At 68.3% G+C, this 18,959-nt stretch carries 18 protein-coding genes and 1 riboswitch; of the genes, 9 read left to right on the plus strand and 9 right to left on the minus strand.

The features are described from left to right. The first annotated feature begins 53 nt into the window (after positions 1 to 53). A complete protein-coding gene (locus ACH4EW_RS22760; protein WP_398259616.1) occupies positions 54 to 1,367 on the plus strand; it encodes a TerD family protein in 1,314 nt (437 codons plus the stop codon). 52 nt (positions 1,368 to 1,419) lie between these two features. Here ACH4EW_RS22760 and ACH4EW_RS22765 read toward each other — a convergent pair whose 3' ends face one another. Next, positions 1,420 to 2,592, minus strand: coding sequence for a glycosyltransferase (locus tag ACH4EW_RS22765; RefSeq protein WP_398259618.1), 1,173 nt, complete (start codon positions 2,590 to 2,592; stop codon positions 1,420 to 1,422). A 58-nt stretch (positions 2,593 to 2,650) separates the two neighbouring features. Here ACH4EW_RS22765 and ACH4EW_RS22770 point away from each other — a divergent pair, with 58 nt between their 5' ends. The 4 genes from ACH4EW_RS22770 to ACH4EW_RS22785 all read left to right on the plus strand — a co-directional run bounded on the left by ACH4EW_RS22770 (position 2,651) and on the right by ACH4EW_RS22785 (position 6,346). Further along, positions 2,651 to 3,436 carry a glutamate racemase gene (locus tag ACH4EW_RS22770; RefSeq protein ID WP_398259620.1) on the plus strand — a complete coding sequence of 262 codons (786 nt, stop codon included), beginning with the start codon at positions 2,651 to 2,653 and terminating at the stop codon, positions 3,434 to 3,436. Positions 3,437 to 3,493: 57 nt separating this feature from the next. Beyond that, entirely contained in the window at positions 3,494 to 4,057 is a 564-nt protein-coding gene (locus tag ACH4EW_RS22775; RefSeq protein WP_398259622.1) for a hypothetical protein, read from the plus strand. Between the two features lie 177 nt (positions 4,058 to 4,234). Then, complete coding sequence (gene lnt, locus ACH4EW_RS22780) at positions 4,235 to 5,836, plus strand: apolipoprotein N-acyltransferase (protein WP_398259624.1); 1,602 nt, start codon at positions 4,235 to 4,237, stop codon at positions 5,834 to 5,836. Positions 5,837 to 5,866: 30 nt separating this feature from the next. Next, positions 5,867 to 6,346, plus strand: a complete 480-nt coding sequence (locus tag ACH4EW_RS22785) for an NUDIX hydrolase (RefSeq protein ID WP_398259626.1) — start codon at positions 5,867 to 5,869, stop codon at positions 6,344 to 6,346. Between the two features lie 54 nt (positions 6,347 to 6,400). On the opposite strand, the gene ACH4EW_RS22790 is transcribed toward ACH4EW_RS22785, so the two are convergent. From ACH4EW_RS22790 to ACH4EW_RS22800, 3 genes are all read right to left on the minus strand, one after another. Next, positions 6,401 to 7,786 carry an MFS transporter gene (locus ACH4EW_RS22790; protein ID WP_398259628.1) on the minus strand — a complete coding sequence of 462 codons (1,386 nt, stop codon included), beginning with the start codon at positions 7,784 to 7,786 and terminating at the stop codon, positions 6,401 to 6,403. 331 nt (positions 7,787 to 8,117) lie between these two features. Then, positions 8,118 to 9,401: a beta-ketoacyl synthase N-terminal-like domain-containing protein gene (locus ACH4EW_RS22795; RefSeq protein ID WP_398259630.1), complete on the minus strand. Its 1,284-nt coding sequence runs from the start codon at positions 9,399 to 9,401 to the stop codon at positions 8,118 to 8,120. Between the two features lie 186 nt (positions 9,402 to 9,587). Then, positions 9,588 to 9,734 (minus strand): DUF5988 family protein, encoded by a 147-nt coding sequence (locus tag ACH4EW_RS22800; RefSeq protein WP_398259632.1) that lies wholly within the window; start codon positions 9,732 to 9,734, stop codon positions 9,588 to 9,590. Positions 9,735 to 10,698: 964 nt separating this feature from the next. On the opposite strand from ACH4EW_RS22800, the gene ACH4EW_RS22805 reads away from it, so the two are divergent. After that, entirely contained in the window at positions 10,699 to 11,283 is a 585-nt protein-coding gene (locus ACH4EW_RS22805; RefSeq protein WP_398259634.1) for an IPT/TIG domain-containing protein, read from the plus strand. 219 nt (positions 11,284 to 11,502) lie between these two features. Here ACH4EW_RS22805 and ACH4EW_RS22810 read toward each other — a convergent pair whose 3' ends face one another. Next, on the minus strand, positions 11,503 to 12,003 hold the full coding sequence (locus ACH4EW_RS22810; RefSeq protein ID WP_398259636.1) for an ATP-binding protein: 501 nt from the start codon (positions 12,001 to 12,003) through the stop codon (positions 11,503 to 11,505). A 1,113-nt stretch (positions 12,004 to 13,116) separates the two neighbouring features. Here ACH4EW_RS22810 and ACH4EW_RS22815 point away from each other — a divergent pair. The 3 genes from ACH4EW_RS22815 to thiD all read left to right on the plus strand — a co-directional run bounded on the left by ACH4EW_RS22815 (position 13,117) and on the right by thiD (position 14,951). Continuing rightward, a complete protein-coding gene (locus ACH4EW_RS22815; RefSeq protein ID WP_398259861.1) occupies positions 13,117 to 13,401 on the plus strand; it encodes an SHOCT domain-containing protein in 285 nt (94 codons plus the stop codon). Between the two features lie 263 nt (positions 13,402 to 13,664). Further along, the gene (locus ACH4EW_RS22820; protein WP_398259638.1) at positions 13,665 to 13,925 is read left to right on the plus strand and encodes a hypothetical protein; all 261 of its coding nucleotides are present in this window, start codon (positions 13,665 to 13,667) and stop codon (positions 13,923 to 13,925) included. Between the two features lie 97 nt (positions 13,926 to 14,022). Continuing rightward, positions 14,023 to 14,117, plus strand: a riboswitch (TPP riboswitch). Then, positions 14,109 to 14,951 (plus strand): bifunctional hydroxymethylpyrimidine kinase/phosphomethylpyrimidine kinase, encoded by an 843-nt coding sequence (gene thiD, locus ACH4EW_RS22825; RefSeq protein WP_398259640.1) that lies wholly within the window; start codon positions 14,109 to 14,111, stop codon positions 14,949 to 14,951. Its footprint overlaps the riboswitch before it by 9 nt. A 227-nt stretch (positions 14,952 to 15,178) precedes the next feature. Here the strand turns inward: thiD and ACH4EW_RS22830 are convergent, their stop codons facing one another. From ACH4EW_RS22830 to ACH4EW_RS22845, 4 genes are read right to left on the minus strand one after another with little or no spacing between them, the layout of a single operon-like run. Then, complete coding sequence (locus ACH4EW_RS22830; protein WP_398259642.1) at positions 15,179 to 16,183, minus strand: ABC transporter ATP-binding protein; 1,005 nt, start codon at positions 16,181 to 16,183, stop codon at positions 15,179 to 15,181. Further along, positions 16,180 to 16,977, minus strand: coding sequence for an ABC transporter permease (locus ACH4EW_RS22835; RefSeq protein WP_398259644.1), 798 nt, complete (start codon positions 16,975 to 16,977; stop codon positions 16,180 to 16,182). The genes ACH4EW_RS22830 and ACH4EW_RS22835 overlap by 4 nt, the downstream gene beginning before the upstream one ends. Further along, on the minus strand, positions 16,974 to 17,798 hold the full coding sequence (locus ACH4EW_RS22840; protein ID WP_398259646.1) for an ABC transporter permease: 825 nt from the start codon (positions 17,796 to 17,798) through the stop codon (positions 16,974 to 16,976). The genes ACH4EW_RS22835 and ACH4EW_RS22840 overlap by 4 nt, the downstream gene beginning before the upstream one ends. Beyond that, positions 17,795 to 18,901, minus strand: a complete 1,107-nt coding sequence (locus tag ACH4EW_RS22845) for a spermidine/putrescine ABC transporter substrate-binding protein (RefSeq protein WP_398259648.1) — start codon at positions 18,899 to 18,901, stop codon at positions 17,795 to 17,797. Before ACH4EW_RS22845 ends, ACH4EW_RS22840 begins: the two co-directional genes overlap by 4 nt. Between the last annotated feature and the right edge of the window lie 58 nt (positions 18,902 to 18,959).

Genomic DNA, 18,959 nt, shown 5'->3' on the forward strand with positions numbered 1-18,959 from the left:
AGGGGCAGGGGATTAGGTTGGCGGAGAAAAGACTTCGGGCAGCAGGACTCGCGATGGGGGCGGGCATGACCATGCTAAAAGGAGCCAATGTTCCGGTGGCGGCTCACGCCGTGCGGGCCGAATTGGGTTGGCGTACCTCTCCCGGGGCACCGGACGTGGACGGCTCGGCGCTCCTTCTCGTGTCGGGAAAGGTGCGCAACGACGCCGACTTCGTCTTCTACAACCAGCGCTCCCACGCATCCGGCGCGGTACGCCACGAGGGCAGGCGGGCCGCCGGTGACGGGGTGACGGAGAGCCTCGCGGTCGACTTGGCGCGCATCGAGCCGGCCATCGAGCGCGTCGTCCTGGCAGCCTCCGCGGACGGCGGCACCTTCGGGCAGGTGACGGGGCTGTACGTACGGATCACGGACGCGGCGGACGGCTCGGAGATCGCGCGCTTCGACAGTGAGGATGCGACGGTCGAGACCGCATTCATTCTCGGGGAGCTCTACCGGCGCCAGGGCGCCTGGAAATTCCGGGCCGTCGGCCAGGGTTACAGCACCGGCCTCGAAGGTCTTGCGACGGACTTCGGTATTTCCGTCGATGAACCACAGCGGCCCCAGCCGAATCAACAACCCCAATCGCCTCAACAACTTCAGGGGGGAACGCGGGTTGGCCATGCGCCGCCACCTCCGCCGGTGGTTCCGCCCGCACCGCCGGAACCCCCCGCACCTCCCGCCGCCCAGCCCGTTCGTCTGTCCAAGGTGACACTCACCAAGGACGCGCCATCGGTCTCCCTCGCCAAACAGGGCGGCACTTCGGGAGCCCTCCGCGTCAATCTCAACTGGGAAGTGCGTAAACAGTTCAAGGGCTGGGGAAGCAAACTCGGCAGAGCGGTCGCCAACCATGCGGACCTCGATCTTGATCTCTGCGCCCTCTATGAACTCACCGACGGCCGCAAGGGAGTCGTACAGGCGCTCGGAAACGCGTTCGGCGCACTCAGCCGGCCCCCTTATATCCATCTCGACGGAGACGACCGCACCGGCGCCGTCTCCACCGGCGAGAACCTCACCGTCAACCTCGACCAGAAAGACAAACTCCGCCGCGTCCTGATCTTCGTCACCATCTATGAAGGCGCCCGGAGTTTCGCCGATCTTCATGCGACCGTCACCCTCTGGCCGCAGCACGGCGCCCCGATCGACTTCTCGCTCGACGAATGCACCGTGCCGTCCACCGTCTGCGCGCTCGCGCTCCTCACCAACAACGGGGGAGACCTCACGGTGCAACGCGAGGCCCGCTATCTCGTACCCGAGCGCGGAGTCAGCCCGCAGCGCACCATCGACTACGCCTACGGGTGGGGAATGAACTGGACACCCGGCCGTAAATGACCCCCCGAAGGTCCGGCCGTAACTGCGGTCATCGGCCCACGGCGGGCTCCGCTCAACGGTCCGGCGTGGCCTCGGGACGGGCGTACGTACGCCCCTTCCAGGCCGTGCCCCGCCCCCGGTGGTACTGAGCCGCCGAATCGACGGTCATCAGCAGGTACAGCACAGCAATGAACGGCAGCAGCGGCGCCAGCCACAGCGACTGCCGGTAGTAGCCCAGCATCGGCATGTACGTCCCGGCCATCACCGCCCACGCCACCCCGCCCGCCCACGCCGCCACCGGAGCACCGCCCAGCAGCCCGGCGACGAGCGTGACCGGCGGCGCGAGATAGACCAGCGCGAGCCCCAGCACCGTCCCGAGGAGCAGCGGCGGACTGTGCCGCAACTGGGCGTACGCGCTCCGCGACACCATCCGCCACAGATCCGCCAGCCGGGGATACGGCCGCATGCTGTCCACCCGCTCCGCGAGCCCCAGCCAGATCCGCCCGCCGCTGCGCTGCACCGCCCGCGCCAGCGACACGTCGTCGATCACCGCCTGCCGGATCGACTCCGGCACCCGCGCCCGGTCCGCGGCCGCGGTCCGCAGCAGCACACATCCACCTGCCGCCGCAGCCGTCCGCGACCCCGCCCGGTTCACCCACCGGAAGGGATAGAGCTGCGAGAAGAAGTACACGAAGGCCGGTACGACCAGCCGTTCCCAGACACTCGACACCCGCAGCCGGGCCATCTGCGAGACCAGGTCGAACCCGCCCGACACCGCAGCGGCGACCAGCCCCCGCAGGCTGTCCGGCTCATGCGCGATGTCGGCGTCCGTCAGCAGCAGATACTCCGGCTCCCGGGCCCGGGCCAGCGAGATCCCGTGCCGCACGGCCCAGAGCTTGCCCGTCCAGCCCCGCTCCGGCTCACCGGGAGACACCACCGTCACCGGCAGGCCCCCGTACCGTACGGAAAGCGCACGGGCGACGTCCCCGGTGCCGTCCTTGCTGCAGTCGTCGACGAGGAAGATCTCCGCGATCCCCGGATAGTCCTGCGCCATCAGCGACGGCAGACTCACCGGAAGCATGTCTGCCTCGTCACGTGCGGGCACGACGATCGCCACCGACGGCCAGCGTTCCGGGGCCTCCCGGCACGGCAGCCGCTGATCGGTCCGCCAGAAGAACCCTTGTCCCAGCAGCAGCCACACCCATGCGGCCAGCGAACCCACGGCGGTCCAGGAAACGGCACTCATTTGCCGCAGTCTGCCCCACTGTGACGGAACCGCAAGGGCGGTCGACTAAGGTGACCGGGTGAAGATCGCGCTCATGGACTCCGGAATCGGCCTGCTCGCGGCCGCCGCCGCGGTACGCCGCCTGAGGCCCGACGCCGATCTGGTGCTCTCCTCGGATCCCGGCAGCATGCCCTGGGGGCCGCGTACCCCCCAGGACGTGACCGCCCGCGCGCTGGACGTGGCCCGCGCGGCCGCCGTCCACCGTCCCGACGCACTGATCGTCGCCTGCAACACGGCCTCCGTGCACGCCCTGCCGACGCTCCGCGCCGCGCTGGAACCCGCACTGCCGGTCATCGGCACCGTTCCCGCCATCAAGCCGTCCGTCGCCGGTGGCGGCCCCGTCGCGATCTGGGCCACGCCCGCCACCACGGGCAGCCCGTACCAGCGCGGGCTCATCCGGGAATTCGCCGGCTCCGTCGCCGTCACCGAGGTCCCGTGCCCAGGTCTCGCCGACGCCGTGGAGCATGCGGACGAACCAGCGATCGACCGGGCCATCGCCGAAGCCGCCGCACTCACTCCGCGCGATGTGCGGGCCGTGGTCCTGGGCTGCACCCATTACGAACTGGTCGCCGAACGCATCCGCGCCGCCGTTCGGCAGCCCGGTCTGCCTCCGGTCACACTGCACGGCTCCGCCGGTGCCGTCGCCGCCCAGGCACTGCGCCGAATCGGGATCGCACCCGCTCCGTCGGCCGAACCGGCCACCGGTCTCACCGTGCTCCTCGGCGGGCGCACCGCCGAGCTGCCGGAACCCGCTCTGGCCTACGCCGAGGGGCAGCTGCTGGGGGCCGTCAGCCCCGCCCGCTGACCTGCCCCGGCCATGGGGCCATCCCCCGTGTGCGGAATCTTAAGTACGCTGCTTGACATGAGGGACCACCCCCGAAAACCGAGGGACACCGGAGCCGACCCCCACTCCGACGTCTGGATCGGCCGGGCAACCAACCGGGCCCAGTGGGTACTCGCCGCCGCAGGCGCGGCCTGTCTGGCGCTCGGCATCCACTTGGCCGTCACCTCCGACTGGGCCTCCTCGATCGCCGCGCTGCTGATGTCCGTGATCGGATGTGTCGCCGCCGGTCTGCTCATGCTGTTCGGCACCCTCGCCTTTGTGAACGTGGCCGTCAGGGTCGACGGGGACGCCCTCGAAGTGCGCTGCGGCCACATGGGCCTGCCGCGCCGCCGGATTCTGCTCACCCATGTGGTGGGCGCGGAGTTCGTACCCCGGGTCACCCCGCGCCAGTGGGGCGGCTGGGGCTACCGCTGGCGCCCCGAGCAGGGTACGGCCGTGGTGGTCCGCAGGGGCGAGGGCCTGGTGCTCCGCCTCGGTGACGGCAGGACGTTCACCATCACGGTCGACGACGCGGAAGCGGGCGTACGGTTCATCCGCGAGCGCCTGCACCTGTCGGCGACCGGCGCACCGGCCGGGGCGTGATCCACGACACCGCCCGCGGTCCGATGCGCTGAGCTTCGGAATCCGGGCCCGGCAGGCTCTCGGAGCGGGGTGGTGCGGTCCGCTCGCCGGGAAGGTGGCGAAACGATCCAGCGCGAAGGGTTCCGTCACGCGATCGGGACTGCCCGGCGCACAGCCGACCACCGTAGACTCCGCCGGGTGAGCGCCACCATCACCCCAGTTGACAACCCGCAGCAGCCCGCCTCCGTCACCGCGTCCCGGGTAAGACGGTTGATGCCACGGCTCGTGCGTCCAGCCGCCGCCGTGATTTCGGGCGTGCTGCTGTATCTGAGCTTCCCGCCCCGTCCCCTGTGGTGGCTGGTTCTGCCCGGTTTCGCCCTGCTCGGCTGGGTGCTGCACGAACGCAGACTGCGCGCCGCGTTCGGCCTCGGCCTTCTCGCCGGACTGGGCTTCATGCTGCCGCTGCTGCACTGGACGGGCGAAGAGGTCGGTCCGGTGCCGTGGCTGGCACTCGCAGCGGCCGAGGCACTGTTCATCGCGGTCGGCTGCATCGGTATCGCCGCCGTCTCCCGCCTCGCCTGCTGGCCGGTGTGGGCAGCCGCTGTCTGGATCCTCGACGAGGGGATCCGGGCCAGGGTGCCGTTCGGCGGCTTTCCCTGGGGGAAGATCGCCTTCGGACAGGCGGACAGCGTGTTCCTGCCGCTCGCGGCCGTGGGCGGCACACCGTTCCTCTCCTTCGCGGTGGTGCTGTGCGGCTTCGGCCTCTATGAAGCAGTACGTCAGTTCCGTACCTACCGCAGCACGCGTGAGGTGCCCCGGGCCGCCGTCGCCGCAGCCACCGCGACCGTCGTCGTACCCATCGCCGCCGCATTCGCCGCCACGCCGCTCGTGGACGACTCGGCCGAGGACGGCACGGCGACCGTCGCCGCGATCCAGGGCAACGTGCCGCAGCTCGGACTCGACTTCAACGCTCAGCGCCGCGCCGTTCTCGACAACCATGCGCGCCGCACGGAACAGCTCGCCCAGGACGTGAAGTCGGGCAAGGTTCCCCAGCCCGACTTCGTCCTGTGGCCGGAGAACTCCTCCGACCTCGACCCTTACCGGAACGCCGACGCCCGGATCGTGATCGACGAAGCGGTGAAGGCGATCGGCGTACCCACCGTGATCGGGGCGGTGCTCCAGCCCGACACCGGCAAGCTGCGCAACACCCTCATCCAGTGGGATCCGGAGAAGGGGCCTGTCAGCACATACGACAAGCGCCACATCCAGCCGTTCGGCGAGTACATCCCGATGCGCTCCTTCGTACGCCTCTTCAGCTCCGACGTGGACCGTGTGCAGCGGGACTTCGGCCCCGGAAAGGAGGTTGGCGTCTTCGATCTGGCGGGTACGGACGTGGGGCTCGTGACCTGTTACGAGGCCGCGTTCGACGACGCCGTACGGGACACCGTCGAGCACGGCGGCCAACTGATCGCCGTACCCAGCAACAACGCCACCTTCGGACGCAGCGAGATGACCTATCAGCAGCTCGCCATGTCCAGGGTGCGGGCGGTCGAGCACAGCAGGTCCGTCGTCGTCCCCGTCACCAGCGGGGTCAGCGCGATCATCCGTCCGGACGGGACGATCGCCCAGCAGACGGAACTGTTCACCCCGGACGCGCTCGTGGACACGGTGCCGCTGAGGTCCTCACTGACGCCCGCGACCCGGATGGGCGCGCTCCCCGAAGCAGTCCTCGCACTGATCGCCGTGGCGGGACTCGGATGGGCCACCGTCCGTTCGGTACGGCTCCGGCGGAGCCGCTGATCCACTCGCGCGCCACGTAGGGTCGGGCCCATGGCTACTCCTGATTTCATCCGTGAAATCCGCGCCACTGCGGGCCGGCAACTGCTCCTGCTGCCGGGCGTCACCGCCGTGGTCTTCGACGACGGGGGCAGAGTGCTCCTCGGACGACGTTCCGACACCGGCAAGTGGTCGGTCATCGGCGGCATCTGCGAGCCGGGTGAGCAGCCCGCTGCGACGGCGGAGCGCGAGGTGTACGAAGAGACCGCGGTGCGCTGTGTGGCGGAGCGGGTGGTGCTCACCCAGGCCCTGGCGCCGGTGCAGTATGCCAACGGCGACCGCTGTCAGTATCTGGACGTCACCTTCCGCTGCCGGGCGACCGGTGGCGAGGCATGCGTCAACGACGACGAGTTGCTGGAGGTGGGCTGGTTCCCGGTGGACGCACTGCCGCCGTTGAACGAGTTCGGCCTCTTCAGGATCAAGAAGTCCCTGACCGACGAACCTACTTGGTTCGAACCCACTGCCCAGCAGTGACATCCGGCGATCGCCGGACGGGCCCGGTTCTCCGGCCCGCCCGGCGAGCACGGTTCAGACGGTACGGGCGTCGGCCGGCAGCGCCGCGGGTGCGTCCGGCTCCGCGGCAGCACCCTCGATGTCCGCGAGATCCCGGTGCCTGGTCTCCTTGGCGCAGGCGATCGCCAGCACGGTGATGAGCGCCGCGGCGATGACATACAGCGAGATGGGCGTCGAGCTGTGGAAGTCCGCGAGCAGCGCGGTGGCGATCAGCGGCGCCGGAGCACCGGCTGCCACTGACGAGAACTGTGCCCCGATCGACGCTCCCGAGTACCGCATCCGGGTCGCGAACATCTCCGAGAAGAAGGCCGCCTGAGGTGCGTACATGGCGCCGTGGAAGATGAGCCCGACAGTGACGGCGAGCAGCAGACTTCCGAAGCTCCGGGTGTCGATCAGCGCGAAGAACGGGAACATCCAGAGCCCCACGCCGATCGCACCGACCAGATAGACGGGCTTGCGCCCGAACCGGTCGGACAGCGCGCCCCACATCGGAATGACGGCGAAGTGGACGGCCGAGGCGATGAGCACCGCGTTGAGCGCCGTCTGCTTGCTCAGGTCCGCCTCCGTGGTCGCGTAGACGAGGATGAACGCCGTGATGACGTAGTAGCTGATGTTCTCGGCCATCCGGGCTCCCATGGCGATCAGCACATCGCGCCAGTGGTGCCGCAGTACGGCGATGAGCGGCATCTTCTCGGCTGCCCCCGCAGCGGACCTGCGCTCGTCGGCCTGCGCCAGCGCGGCCTTGAACACCGGCGATTCATCGACGGAGAGACGAATCCACAAGCCGACGACCACCAGGACTCCGGAGAGCAGGAAGGGAATGCGCCAGCCCCATGACCCGAAGGCCGAGTCCGATGTCAGCGCGGTGAGCGCGGAGAGCACCCCGGTGGCGAGCAGTTGCCCAGCCGGGGCACCCGTCTGCGGCCAGGAGGCCCAGAACCCGCGCCGCTTGGCGTCCCCGTGTTCCGACACCAGCAGCACGGCCCCGCCCCACTCACCACCGAGAGCGAAGCCCTGCACCAGACGCAGGACGGTGAGCAGTACGGGAGCGGCGGACCCGACTGTGGCGTGCGTCGGCAACAGCCCGATGGCGAACGTCGCTCCGCCCATCATCAACAGACTGAGCACCAGCAGCTTCTTGCGGCCGAGCCGGTCGCCGTAGTGCCCGAACACCAGGGCACCGAGCGGCCGGGCGGCGAAGCCGACCGCGTAGGTGAGGAAGGAGAGGAGCGTACCGACGAGCGGGTCCGACTCGGGGAAGAACAGCTTGTTGAAGACCAACGCGGCCGCTGACCCGTACAGGAAGAAGTCGTACCACTCGATGGTGGTCCCGATGAGACTTGCGGCGACGATGCGCTTGAGCGAGCGGGTGGTTGGCGGGGCGGACGCCGAGGCAGCCATGGACACCACTTCCGGACGGTTGGCGGGGACGGTTTCGTGTCGCCACACCGTAGGAAGGGGCAGGTCAGGGGCGTATGTGGTGGGAGACCATAGTTCGGGAGACCGTTGTGCGCGCGAGCACCATGAGGCGGCGGTTCGGGCTCCGTCGACGATCGCTGAGCGGGTTACGGGTATCTGTCGGAGTTGCGTCGTTCGGCATGCGGGATGTGCGCGTCCGCCGCCGCAACGGCGTGAGGCGTCGGGGCGTGTTTCGACAGTCCCGTCCGGTCGGGGCCCCGCCCTGCGGGCGGACGACGCCGGCTTCGAGAACACGCCCGAGCGGGGGTGGGCCTCAGACGTCGGGGCTTCCCAGGAGGATCGCGCTCTTCACGCCGCCGGCCTGGTAGTTGAAGCTCAGCGCGTAGTCGAAGTGGAGAGGCCGGGTACGCACGCCGGGAACGGGGTCGAAGGGGAGGTTGTCCGCCGGCTGCTCGCAGTTGGCGGTGGGGCACACCTCGCCGCGCTCCATCATGAGCAGGGTCAGAGCGACGCCGAGACAGCCTGCCGGTGCGCCGTTGTGGCCGAAGCAGCCTTCTTGAGATGTCATCAGCAGGTCCCGTGCGGCGGATCCGTACAGTTTGTTGATCGCGTTTGCCTCGAAGGCGGTGACCACCACGTTGCCGTCGCTGCCACCGTGGACGTAGGGCACCTGGCCGATCTCCCAGCGGTCTCCGAGACATCGGCGGACGGCGGTCACCAGCTCGCTGCCCGTCTCGTCGGAGGCCAGAGGATTGGTCAGTCCGTCGCGGGTGGTGGCCTGGGCGAGCACCTGACCGTACAGATGGGCTCCGCGCCGGGACGCGTGCTCGCGGCTCTCCATGATGACAGTCGCCGATCCCTCGCCGTGGTTGATGCCGTCGGCACGCCGGTCGTAGGGGCGCATGAGGGAGTCGAAGGACGGCAGCCGTGCGGGCATGCCGTCCGACCGGATGATTTCGTACGTCTTCTGCGCGCCCTGCAGCAGGCGCTGGATGTTATGGATGAGTTCGACGCTGAAGATGTCGACTCCGGTCACGACGGCGATATCGACCTCGCCGGTGGCGATCAGACGTCGGGCGTTGCCGATCTGCACCGCGGATGACGCGCAGCCGCACGACACCGTGAAGTTGGGGCCTCTCGATCGGGACAGCGCGCCTTGGACCAGAGCGACGTCGGAAGGAGTCACGGCCTGTTCCGCCGCGACGAACAGTTCCAGCGCCTCCGTCACGCGAATGGTCTCGGGGTCGGCTCGCAGCACGGCAAGGTAGCTGTCGATGTTCCCGTCCACACCGCCGCGTCCGGCCAGGATCGCCGCGTCGGCCAGGTCGCCCGAGAGGGGATCCAGCTCAGCGTCCGAGCATGCCTCCGCCATGGACACCAGGCCGAACCGATGCGCTGCGGTGTAGTGGCGTGAGAAGAACGGGGCGACAGCGGGGAGCCGTTCGTCGAACATCGCGTCCGAGAGGTCTACGGAGCCGTAATAGGTGCCGCGCTGTTTGAGGCAGGAGGCTCCTCGGGAGGCGATGTTCCACAGGTCGTCTGCGGTGAAGACGGGTCGCCCGTCACCAGGAAGGCAGAAACCGATGCCAGTGACCACGGCATCCCGCGCTTGCCTGCCATCGCCCGATAGGGGGGCTGCCCCACTCACGACACACCTACGTGCAACAGAGAATTCTTCATTTTGATCCACTCCGGATCAGTCGGTAGCACCCACATGCAAGAGGTTGTGTCCTGCTGCTGGGGAAGAGATTTCCCAACAGCGGCCGACAGATCTCAACAGGCGCTATTCGGCAATGTATGTGCGGTAGATCCAGCGATGGACCGGCAGCAGTTCGCCATCGAATTCGGCATGGTGATCCGCAGACTCAAAATGCCCATGACCGTTCCCTCGGGGGACTGCCACTCTTGTCTCGTCTTCCGGCGGCTTCACTTCCCCGCATTGACCGGCGTGGTCTCAGGGCGGAGCGCAGGGGTGCAGGCAATTGCCGAGGGGTGCTGATTGCGACGAACGATCTCTATGCTGCTCACTACTGGCCGGCCAGTGCTGCGGCGGATCGTCGGTTGCCTCGCTCCCCGGAGAGGAGGGCAGCCCACCGGTTGGATTCAGAACGGTTATCCCATGGAGTTGGATAGCGTTGCAATGAGGCCGATGGCAGTTCATCCGTATGGCGTAATTTGGTAAATGAGGAGCACCTGCTTCTCGGTGAGTCCTCCAAAACGCGTCTCACTGGGTCGCGAAGTCGGATTCATGGTGATTTGTCGCCGAAATGTCACGGCTGAAGAGAAAGGGCCCGCACCGGGTGGTCGGCCTGTATCGGATGCTTCGGGGAAATGCTCTCGCCGGTTCGACCGAAGGGATCACGGTGGTGTTGGCCGGCAGCTCGTCCCCTCCCTCTGGGAAAGTTATGGACTGAGCCAATCGGGTGACTCATCGGCGCAGGGGTTGATGGCAGTTCATTCATTAGGCTTACTGAAGTCGTTAACCGGTGGGCCGCCCATCCCTCTCCGGGAAGCTCGGCAATTGGCCCGCCCGTTTCGGCCCTTCCTGCTGGCAGGGCTCGGCGAGTGGAGCAACTGCCGCGGCGGCTGTTCCGGAGAGCCGCCAGCCAATGGGCGCTCCCGGCCATCGGCTGGTGGAGCGGCCCGCCCTGCTTGAGACCGGGCAGTGGTGCGCATATCGCGGCTGGTGCCCGTCGGCCCCTCGGTCGCCGTCGAGTCCGCCCCACCCCAGCGGGCTCGCCGCCGCAAGCCACTGCCCGGTCGGCCCCGCCCGGAACCGACAGCCGTTCTTCGTCTCACCCCTGGCCCGGTGTCGGTCACGAGGGAAGCCGGTCGTCGCTCTCGGCCAGTTCCTATGCGGACCTGACGGTCCGCCTGTCGCAGGAGGACCCATCATGTCCACCAACGTCACCTCGTCCGACCAGTCCCGGTCGGTCGCCCAACTGCCCTTCGCCCTCGGTCCGTTAATCCTGGCGGTCCTGCCCAACTCCGGCCCGGTCGCAGGCGGCAACACGGTCCAGCTCCTCGGCCTGGGCCTCGGCGGTGCCACCAGCGTTCTGTTCGACACCACGCCGGCCACCATCGTCTCCCAGGACGTACTGGGGCTCACTCTCACGATCGTGGTCCCAGCGCATGCCGCAGGCGCAGTTCAGGTCACCGTGACCACCAGCAACGGCACGAGCAACCCGGTGTCCTATACCTACGTGGATCCGTCCACGCCTGCACCGCCCACCGCCACCAGCATCAACCCGGCCTCGGGCCCGGTCGCCGGCGCCACCCCGTTCGTTATCACCGGCACCGACCTCAACGGTGCCACCGTCACCGTCAACGGAGTTCCGGCCACCGTGCTGGGCAGCGACCCCACCGGGATCCTGCTGTTCGGGATCACCCCGGCAGGCTCCACCGTGGGCAACGTCCCGGTCATGGTGACGACCGCCGGCGGCACCGCCACCGTCCCCGGCGGGTACACCTACATCTGACCACCTCTCTCCTGCCGCGTCGCCACACCGACTGGCCAGGGCTTCGAACAGTGCCGGCCTGCGAGTTCCACGCGCAGGCCGGCGCTGTTCGGAATCGGGGCGGCTCCGGGCCCGGTGAACTCGGTCCCGGCCGGGCGTGACCAGGCCGCACGCCGACGCGTTGGAGCCCATGAGAGTGCCGGGGGATGAGCCCGTCGCGGAACGCAACCCGGACGGACTTCACCCGGTCAGTGAGATCCGTGCCCAGAACGTGCGGCCGCCGTCGGCCTCCAACCGCGTTCCCAGTGCCTGGGCGGAGTGCGCGACCACCACCAGACCTCGACCATGTTCGTTGGCGTTGCCGACGCGACGCGGGTACGGGACGAACGATGTGCCGCCTTCGTCCTGGACTTCCACGAGAAGCCAGTCGCCGTCCGTTCGCAGGCGGCAGGTGATCGAGATGCTGTTCGTGTGGACGATGGCGTTGGTCATCAGCTCAGAGATCACGAGTAGGGCCGCACATCGGGCACCCTCATTTGTCACGTCCTCGGAATCCATCCACACCCGGGCCAGATGGCGGCAGACCGGCACCGCTCGCTCCAGTGACGGCACGCGGAACGAGGCGGACTGTCTCGTAGGCCTGTCGTCGGCCAGGGCCCGGGCTGATGCCGTTTTCGGCCATTGTTCAATCTCTTGGGGGGACAGTGCGATCTGTGCCCCCGACCAAGCAGTCGGCAGCATTGCTCTTCCTCTCGTCCTGGGCCTTGCTCAGACGGCGGGGAGGCAGGTTCGCGCTTCCGGACGGGACGCGGCACAAGCCGCTGGCTGCGAATTTCCTGCCCTGCGATGTGCGCCGGACGGGGCCACCGTGCAGGGAGCCCAGGGGCGTTCAGCGGTAGGAAGCGGCCAGTCGGCACCGGATGCCGGCACCGACTGGCGGATCCAAACCCCTCCCACGGGGGTGCCCATTGCGGCAGACCCCCCTCGGCAGATCCCCAGGCCTTCACCGCGCCTGGACAGCTACAAGAGAAATGAGCAGCCGCTCCCCCGGAGAGGGTGGGCGGCCCACCGGTTTGGATAGTGATAGTTATCCTCTGCGTCAGATATGACAGCAACAAAGCTGACAGGCTACCACTCGAATGGCGTAGTCGTAGCAATATGAGTGCCCCGCGCCGAACCGCTTTAGTGCAGCCTCGGTGCTGCGAATGAAGTGAACGGCGGTGAGGGGCTCGGCCATGGATTGGACGCCAGAGCGACAGGCTTCCTGCAGTGACGTCGTGTCGGGTGAGTGAGATCCAGCCATGCTCTCCATCCATGTCTGCATCACAGACAAACCGTTTCCTTTGCTCATCCCGAAGTGCCCGCCCGGATCTCGAGAGCGCGCATTTACGGGAAAGTGAGACTCCTTTCACGGTTAAGGTGATCACGCTTGGTTCTTGCAGATGAGTCAAGGGAGGGAGCTTTGCCGTCATCGCATCGATTCGGCCAAAAGGTCCCTCGTTGGATATTGCTCTGTGTAACCGGATGAACGTGAGGCGGCCAGCAGGAGTTGAGCAGGCCTCGTGCGGGCCCCAGGGTTCCGTTCCATCTGTGATCCACCTAGTTGGAATTTGAGTCCCCCGCCGCTCCAATGGCCGCGACGATGTCGGCGATACCGTCACGGGCCTCCTGCGCCTTGTCGGAAACCGCCTTCACCTCCAGCATGCATCGCCTGGCGAAGGCGGGCCCGGCGGCCCTGGGGGCCGAGGCCGTGCGGCCCTTCGCTGCCAGACCCGCGGCGAGCGATGATGGATGGCGAAGCGGTTTGTCCCGTCGGTCCCCCTACGAGGGATGACCTGGGGAAGTGACGTGCAAATGATGTTCTGGTACGACCACGGCATGAGCGGCTGGAGCTGGTTCGCGATGGCCGTGGGCACGGTGCTGTTCTGGGCGTTGATCATCACCGTCGGCGTCCTGCTCTACCGAGCCCTGGCCCGCCCCGCCCCGCCCAGCAGCGAGCACCCCGCCTGGCACAAGACACCCCCGCCGGGCGGACCTGAGCAGATCCTCGCCGAGCGGTATGCGCGCGGCGAGATCGACGAAGAGGAATACCAGCGTCGCCTGGCTACCCTTCGCGGCTCACGACCGGGCCCGGCGTAGATCTCAGCCGCAGACCGGCGGCTGACCGTACGTGGAAGGTCCGGGAGATCGGCTGCCGACCTCCTGGCCGCCTCGCAGGCCCCTACTCGGGTGCAGACGTCTACGCCCGGGCCTGTCGGCTGCGGGGCGAAAGCAGCGTGTACACCACCGGCTCGGAGGTGCAACGGAGTTATGTGCCGGCCAAGGCATGCTCGCCGGGCCGCGAGCCGCGCCCACCTCCGAAACCCGTCCGTCGCCTCGCGTCCGCTGGCAAGATTCGGTCCATGACCGACAGCACCCCTGGCCGGAAGGCCCGCGAGCTGCTTACCCAGGCATCCCAGCATCCGGTTGCCAGTCCTCAGCGCGACGCGCTGGTGGCCGAAGCCGCCGTGTGGGCACAGTTGGAGCACGCAGCCGCCATGGACCGTCACACGGCCGCAGCGGTCGATGTCGAGTCCTCACTGGCCGCCCTCGCCGCCCCCGCGCAGAAACTCGGCGGTGAGGTCGGCAACCTGACCCAGCAGATCAAGCTCAGCCAGAAGTGAGCGAGTACAAGGAGGGAGGCCATCGGGGGCCGATAGGGAGTGCGAGTACTGGTCCCGGCGATGTGAGAGCCGGAGCGATCGGGTTAGTCTGTCCGCCGTACCGGACACGGGGTGCCCCATCCCAGGGCTGAGATCACACCCGTCGAACCTGAACCAGTTCGTACTGGCGGAGGGATGTCATCCATGCCTTTGGCGCATGTTTCCGGCGGGCTGCCCGCCGACGGCCGGCAGACCGCGCCACCCCGCGTCCTGACGATCGCCGGATCCGACTCCGGCGGCGGAGCCGGAATCCAGGCCGACCTGAAGACCATGCTGGCGCTCGGCGCCCACGGAATGAGCGTGCTCACGGCTGTCACTGCACAGAACTCCCTGGGTGTGCAGGGCGCATGGGAAGTCCCCGTGGAAGCGGTGCGCGCGCAGTACCGCAGTGTCGTCGACGACATCGGTGTCCAGGCGGTCAAGACGGGGATGCTCTCCTCGCCCGAACTGGTCAGGGCGGTCGCCGAGCTGTTGTCGGATGTGGCGGCCCCGGTCGTCGTGGACCCGGTGAGCGTGTCCAAGCACGGAGACAAGCTGCTGGCCGACGACGCGCTGGATGCCGTACGGACCACGCTGCTGCCGGTTGCGACGGTGGCCACGCCGAATCTCGACGAGGTCGCGCAGCTCACCGGCATCGCGGTGACGGACGAAGCAGGCATGCGCCGCGCCGCCGCGCTGCTGCTCACGTACGGTCCCCGCTGGGTGGTGGTGAAGGGCGGTCACCTGCCGGGCGAGGCAGTGGACCTGCTGACGGACGGCGAAGAAGAGCACTGGCTGCGCGCGCCCCGGCACGACAACCGCCATACCCACGGTACGGGCTGCACGCTCGCCTCGGCCATCGCGGTGGGCCTGGCGCAAGGCCGCCCGGTTCCCCATGCCGTAAGCCAGGCCAAGGACTACGCCACCGCGGCGATCGCGGCGGGGTTCGCTCTGGGGGGCGGCACCGGGCCGGTGGACCACGGCTGGCGGATCCGAGCGCGCAACTGACGCAAGCGGACGAGTCGCGCACTGCCGGTCCGTCACCTGGCCCCGCCGGGTGGCGGACTGTGCGGAGACATTCCTGCGGTTCGGGCTGTCGAGCAGGTCGAACCGGCCCCCGTCCTGCTCGCCTGCGGGTACGAGGCCGACCAGGTCCTCATCGCCGATGGCGACGCAATTGTTGCTGGGTCCGTACGCGCTCTCCGGTACGAACAGCGCGGTGAGCCGGTGCTCTGTCATGGCTCTTCCCCCTCGATCGGTCCGGCAGGTATGCGGACGGCGGCCTCCGACGGCCAGGAGAGCGAGACCCGCTCGCCGGGCACTACACGGGACGGGCCCTGGACGGCGACGAGTACCGGCTCCTCCAGGTGGGGGACGCGCACGGCGAGGTGTGACGTACCGCCGTGGAAGCTGACGTCGACGACCATGCCCGTGAGCCGGTCGTCCCCGACGTCGCTGCCGTGGCTTTCACCGGCGCCGATGTGGATGCGCTCCGGGCGCACGGCCGTGATGCCGTACGGGCCCGGAAGGAGATTGTTCGCGCCGACGAAGCCCGCGACGAAGGCGGTGCGCGGGCGTTCGTACAGCGCCACCGGTGCATCGGTCTGCTCGATGCGGCCCGCGTTCATGACGGCGATCCGGTCGGCGAGCGACATCGCCTCCTCCTGGTCGTGCGTGACCACGAGGAAGGTGATACCGACCTCGTCCTGCAGCCGCTTCAGCTCCAGCTGCATCTCAGCCCGCACCTGCTTGTCGAGCGCGGACAGCGGCTCGTCGAGGAGCAGCAGACGGGGCCGCTTCACGATCGCGCGGGCGAGCGCGACCCGCTGGCGCTGTCCGCCGGAGAGTTCGTGCGGCCTGCGGCGGGCGTACGCGGTCAGACCGACGGTGGCCAGGACCGCGTCGACCCGGTCGCGTACCTCACGGCGCGGGAGCCTTTCCCGCTCCAGCCCGTACGCCACGTTGCGCTCGACCGACATGTGCGGAAAGAGCGCGAACGACTGGAACATCAGATTGACCGGGCGCCGGTGCGGCTCCACGGCCAGCAGGTCCTCCCCGTCCAGTGTGACCGTGCCCGCGTCCGGGGTCTCGAAACCGGCGAGGATACGCAACAGGGTCGTCTTGCCGCAGCCGCTCGGCCCGAGCAGTGCGCAGAACTCGCCCTCGCCGATGTCCAGCGAGACGCCGTCCAGCGCCCGCGTCCGTCCGAAGCGGTGGTCGATGCCCTTGATCTCGATCAACTTGTCGCCTCCGGAGCACCGGGGTCGGTCGTACGGGTGAGCCGCTGCGCGGCCACGACGGCGGTGAAGCTGACCGCCAGCAGCAGTGTCGCCAGCGCGTTGATCTCCGGGGTGACACCGAAGCGGACCATCGAGTACACAACGACCGGGAGCGTCGGCTCGGTCGGAGCGGCGGTGAAGAACGCGATGACGAATTCGTCGACGGAGAGCGTGAAGGCGAGCAGCGCCCCGGCCGCGATGCCGGGCGCGAGGGACGGCAGGGTGATGCGGACGAACGTCGCCAGCGGCGTGGCACCCAGGTCCCGGGAGGCTTCCTCCAGTGAGGGATCGGTGTGTGCCAGCCGGGTCCTTACGAGCGCGGCGACGAAGGCGGTGCCGAAGACGGTGTGCGCGAGCAGCACGCTGTGCAGGCCGAGAGTGAGCTGGACGGCCGCGTAGAAGACGAGCAGGCCGATGGCGAGCAGCAGATCGGGGACGACGGCGGGGAGCAGGGTCACCGCGTCCAGCAGCCGTGAACGGTTGTCACGGCCTGCGCCGACCGCGAGCAGGGTACCGAGGACGGTGGACAGCGCCGCGGACCCCGCCGCGACGATCAAGGTGTTGACGAGCCCGTGCAGGATCTCGTCGTCGCCTGCCAGCTCGCCGTACCAGCGCAGGCTGAACCCCTCGAAGGCGTACGGAGAGCCGCCCGCGCTGAACGACATGGCGACGAGGACGACGACGGGCGCGTAGAGGAAGACGTACGTCAGCCAGAACGGAAGGCGTGTCACCAGCCGGTTCGGGGTGTTTGTCATCGGGGCGCGTACCTCCTCGCCGCCCACGCCTGCGCGAAGAGCAACAGCATCAGCACGGCCAGCAGTGCGAGCGCGAGCGCCGAGCCGAAGGGCCAGTCGCGTGCCTTGAGGAACTGGTCGCGGATGAGGTTGCCGACCATCACCGACCGTCCACCGCCGAGCAGTTCGGGGACGACGAAGTTCCCGAAGCTCGGTACGAAGACGAAGAGGCAGCCGGTGAGGGCCCCGGGGAGGGTGAGGGGAAGCGTCACCGTACGGAAGGTGGTCCATGGCCCGGCGCCCAGATTCGCGGCGGCCTCGCGCAGTTGCGGATCGAGCCGGCTGAGGGACGCGTAGAGCGGCAGGATCATCAGCGGCAGGTACGCGTACAACAGACCGACGACGACGGCGCCGTCCGTGTAGAGGACATCCATAGGGCCCAGGCCGATCGCGCCCAGCGCCTTGTTGAGCCAGCCGGGCCCGCTCAGCAGCACGATCCACGCGTAGACGCGTATCAGGAAGCTGGTCCAGAAGGGCAGGACGACGGCGATCAGGGCGATCGTCTGCCGGCGGCGCGGGAGACCGGCGATCACGTACGCCGTCGGATAGCCGATCAGGAGGGCCAGGCCGGTGGTGAGGGCGGCGATCCAGGTGGAGTGGAGGACGACGTCGGCGTAGAGGGGGTCGGCGAGGCGGGTGAGGTTTTCGGTGGTCGGCTCGTACACGACGCCGCCGAAGCGGCCACGCCGGAGGAAGGCGTAACTCAGCACCAGGCCCAGAGGGACGGCCATGAGGACGGTCAGATAGGTCAGGCCGGGCCCGGTCAGCGGCCACCGCTTCATGAGCCGGCGGCCACCTCGGTCGACAGCCGGGTGTACTTCGTGGCCGCCTCGCCTACATCGACGATGGACTCGCCCTTCAGCAGCTCGGCCGGGGTCATGCGCAGTGGTGCGTTGGCCGCGAGTACTTTCGGGTCGAGTTGTTCCATCGCGGCCTTGTTGGGCACCTTGTAGAGGATGTTCTCGGCGGCCCAGCTGTGGATCTCCGGCGCGAGGATGTAGTTGATGAGGGCGTGCGCGGCCTCTTTGTTCCTGGAGGACTTCAGCACGACCATCGTGTCGACCCAGAGGTCGCTGCCCTCCTTCGGGACGGTGAACTTGATTTTCGGGTCGCTGGTGGGGCACCAGCCGTCCCAGGCCTCGGCCATCGCCGACTCGCCCTCGGTCAGCCGGTCGCCGAAGGTGGTGTCGTCGTAGGCGAGCAGGTTCTTCTTTGCGTCGAGGAGCAGGGTACGGGCGGCGGTGAGTTCCTGGTCGCTGGTGGTGTTGACGGAGTGACCGAGCACCTTGAGCGCGGGGAGGGCCAGCCAGCGCTCGGTGGTCATCATCGTGACCTTCTTCTTCAGCGCGGGCGAGGGCCTGAGGAGGTCGTTCCAGCTGGTCGGGGGCTGCTTCACGAAGTCGGTGCGGTAGCAGATCCCGGTCGTCCCCCAGGTGTAGGGGACGGAGAAGGTGTTGCCCTTGTCGTAGGCGAGCTGCCGGGCCTCGGGATAGAGATTCTTGAGGTTCGGGACCAGGTCCGCGTGGATGGGCTCAAGCAGTCCGGCCTCGTTCAGGGCCTGGGCGTACTGGCCGGAGACGAAGGCGACGTCGACACCGCTGTCGCTCCCTGCCGCGCCGCCGGCCGTCAGCTTGGCCATGATCTCTTCGTTGGTGGCGTGGTGCGCTATCTGTATCGGGACGCCGAGATTCTTCTTGACCCGCTCGGGTAGGTCCTCGGGGCTGTAGCCGTCCCAGATGGAGACCGTGAGGGACTGCTTGGTGATGTCGGCCTTCGGGTCGAGTGTGTCCGGGCCGTTGCTCCGGGTCTCGCCTTCTCCGCAACCGGTGAGCAGTAACAGGGCAAGGCCCGTAGCCACCGCACTCACCGCACGCATGCCTCTCATATCACAACTCCCCCCGCCGAAGCTCCAGTTGCAGCGCGAGTCTCGCATCACGCCGCAT

Origin of the sequence: Streptomyces sp. NPDC018000 (genome assembly GCF_044328025.1) — a bacterium.
Lineage (GTDB): Bacteria > Actinomycetota > Actinomycetes > Streptomycetales > Streptomycetaceae > Streptomyces.

What these genes read in the sequence shown, in the direction of transcription:
- ACH4EW_RS22760 (WP_398259616.1), top strand. Translation starts at nt 54, where the DNA reads ATGGGGGCGGGCATGACCATGCTAAAAGGAGCCAATGTTCCGGTGGCG.
- ACH4EW_RS22765 (WP_398259618.1), bottom strand. Translation starts at nt 2,592, where the DNA reads ATGAGTGCCGTTTCCTGGACCGCCGTGGGTTCGCTGGCCGCATGGGTG.
- ACH4EW_RS22775 (WP_398259622.1), top strand. Translation starts at nt 3,494, where the DNA reads ATGAGGGACCACCCCCGAAAACCGAGGGACACCGGAGCCGACCCCCAC.
- ACH4EW_RS22785 (WP_398259626.1), top strand. Translation starts at nt 5,867, where the DNA reads ATGGCTACTCCTGATTTCATCCGTGAAATCCGCGCCACTGCGGGCCGG.
- ACH4EW_RS22790 (WP_398259628.1), bottom strand. Translation starts at nt 7,786, where the DNA reads ATGGCTGCCTCGGCGTCCGCCCCGCCAACCACCCGCTCGCTCAAGCGC.
- ACH4EW_RS22805 (WP_398259634.1), top strand. Translation starts at nt 10,699, where the DNA reads ATGTCCACCAACGTCACCTCGTCCGACCAGTCCCGGTCGGTCGCCCAA.
- ACH4EW_RS22810 (WP_398259636.1), bottom strand. Translation starts at nt 12,003, where the DNA reads ATGCTGCCGACTGCTTGGTCGGGGGCACAGATCGCACTGTCCCCCCAA.
- ACH4EW_RS22815 (WP_398259861.1), top strand. Translation starts at nt 13,117, where the DNA reads ATGATGTTCTGGTACGACCACGGCATGAGCGGCTGGAGCTGGTTCGCG.
- ACH4EW_RS22820 (WP_398259638.1), top strand. Translation starts at nt 13,665, where the DNA reads ATGACCGACAGCACCCCTGGCCGGAAGGCCCGCGAGCTGCTTACCCAG.
- thiD (WP_398259640.1), top strand. Translation starts at nt 14,109, where the DNA reads ATGCCTTTGGCGCATGTTTCCGGCGGGCTGCCCGCCGACGGCCGGCAG.
- ACH4EW_RS22835 (WP_398259644.1), bottom strand. Translation starts at nt 16,977, where the DNA reads ATGACAAACACCCCGAACCGGCTGGTGACACGCCTTCCGTTCTGGCTG.
- ACH4EW_RS22840 (WP_398259646.1), bottom strand. Translation starts at nt 17,798, where the DNA reads ATGAAGCGGTGGCCGCTGACCGGGCCCGGCCTGACCTATCTGACCGTC.
- ACH4EW_RS22845 (WP_398259648.1), bottom strand. Translation starts at nt 18,901, where the DNA reads ATGAGAGGCATGCGTGCGGTGAGTGCGGTGGCTACGGGCCTTGCCCTG.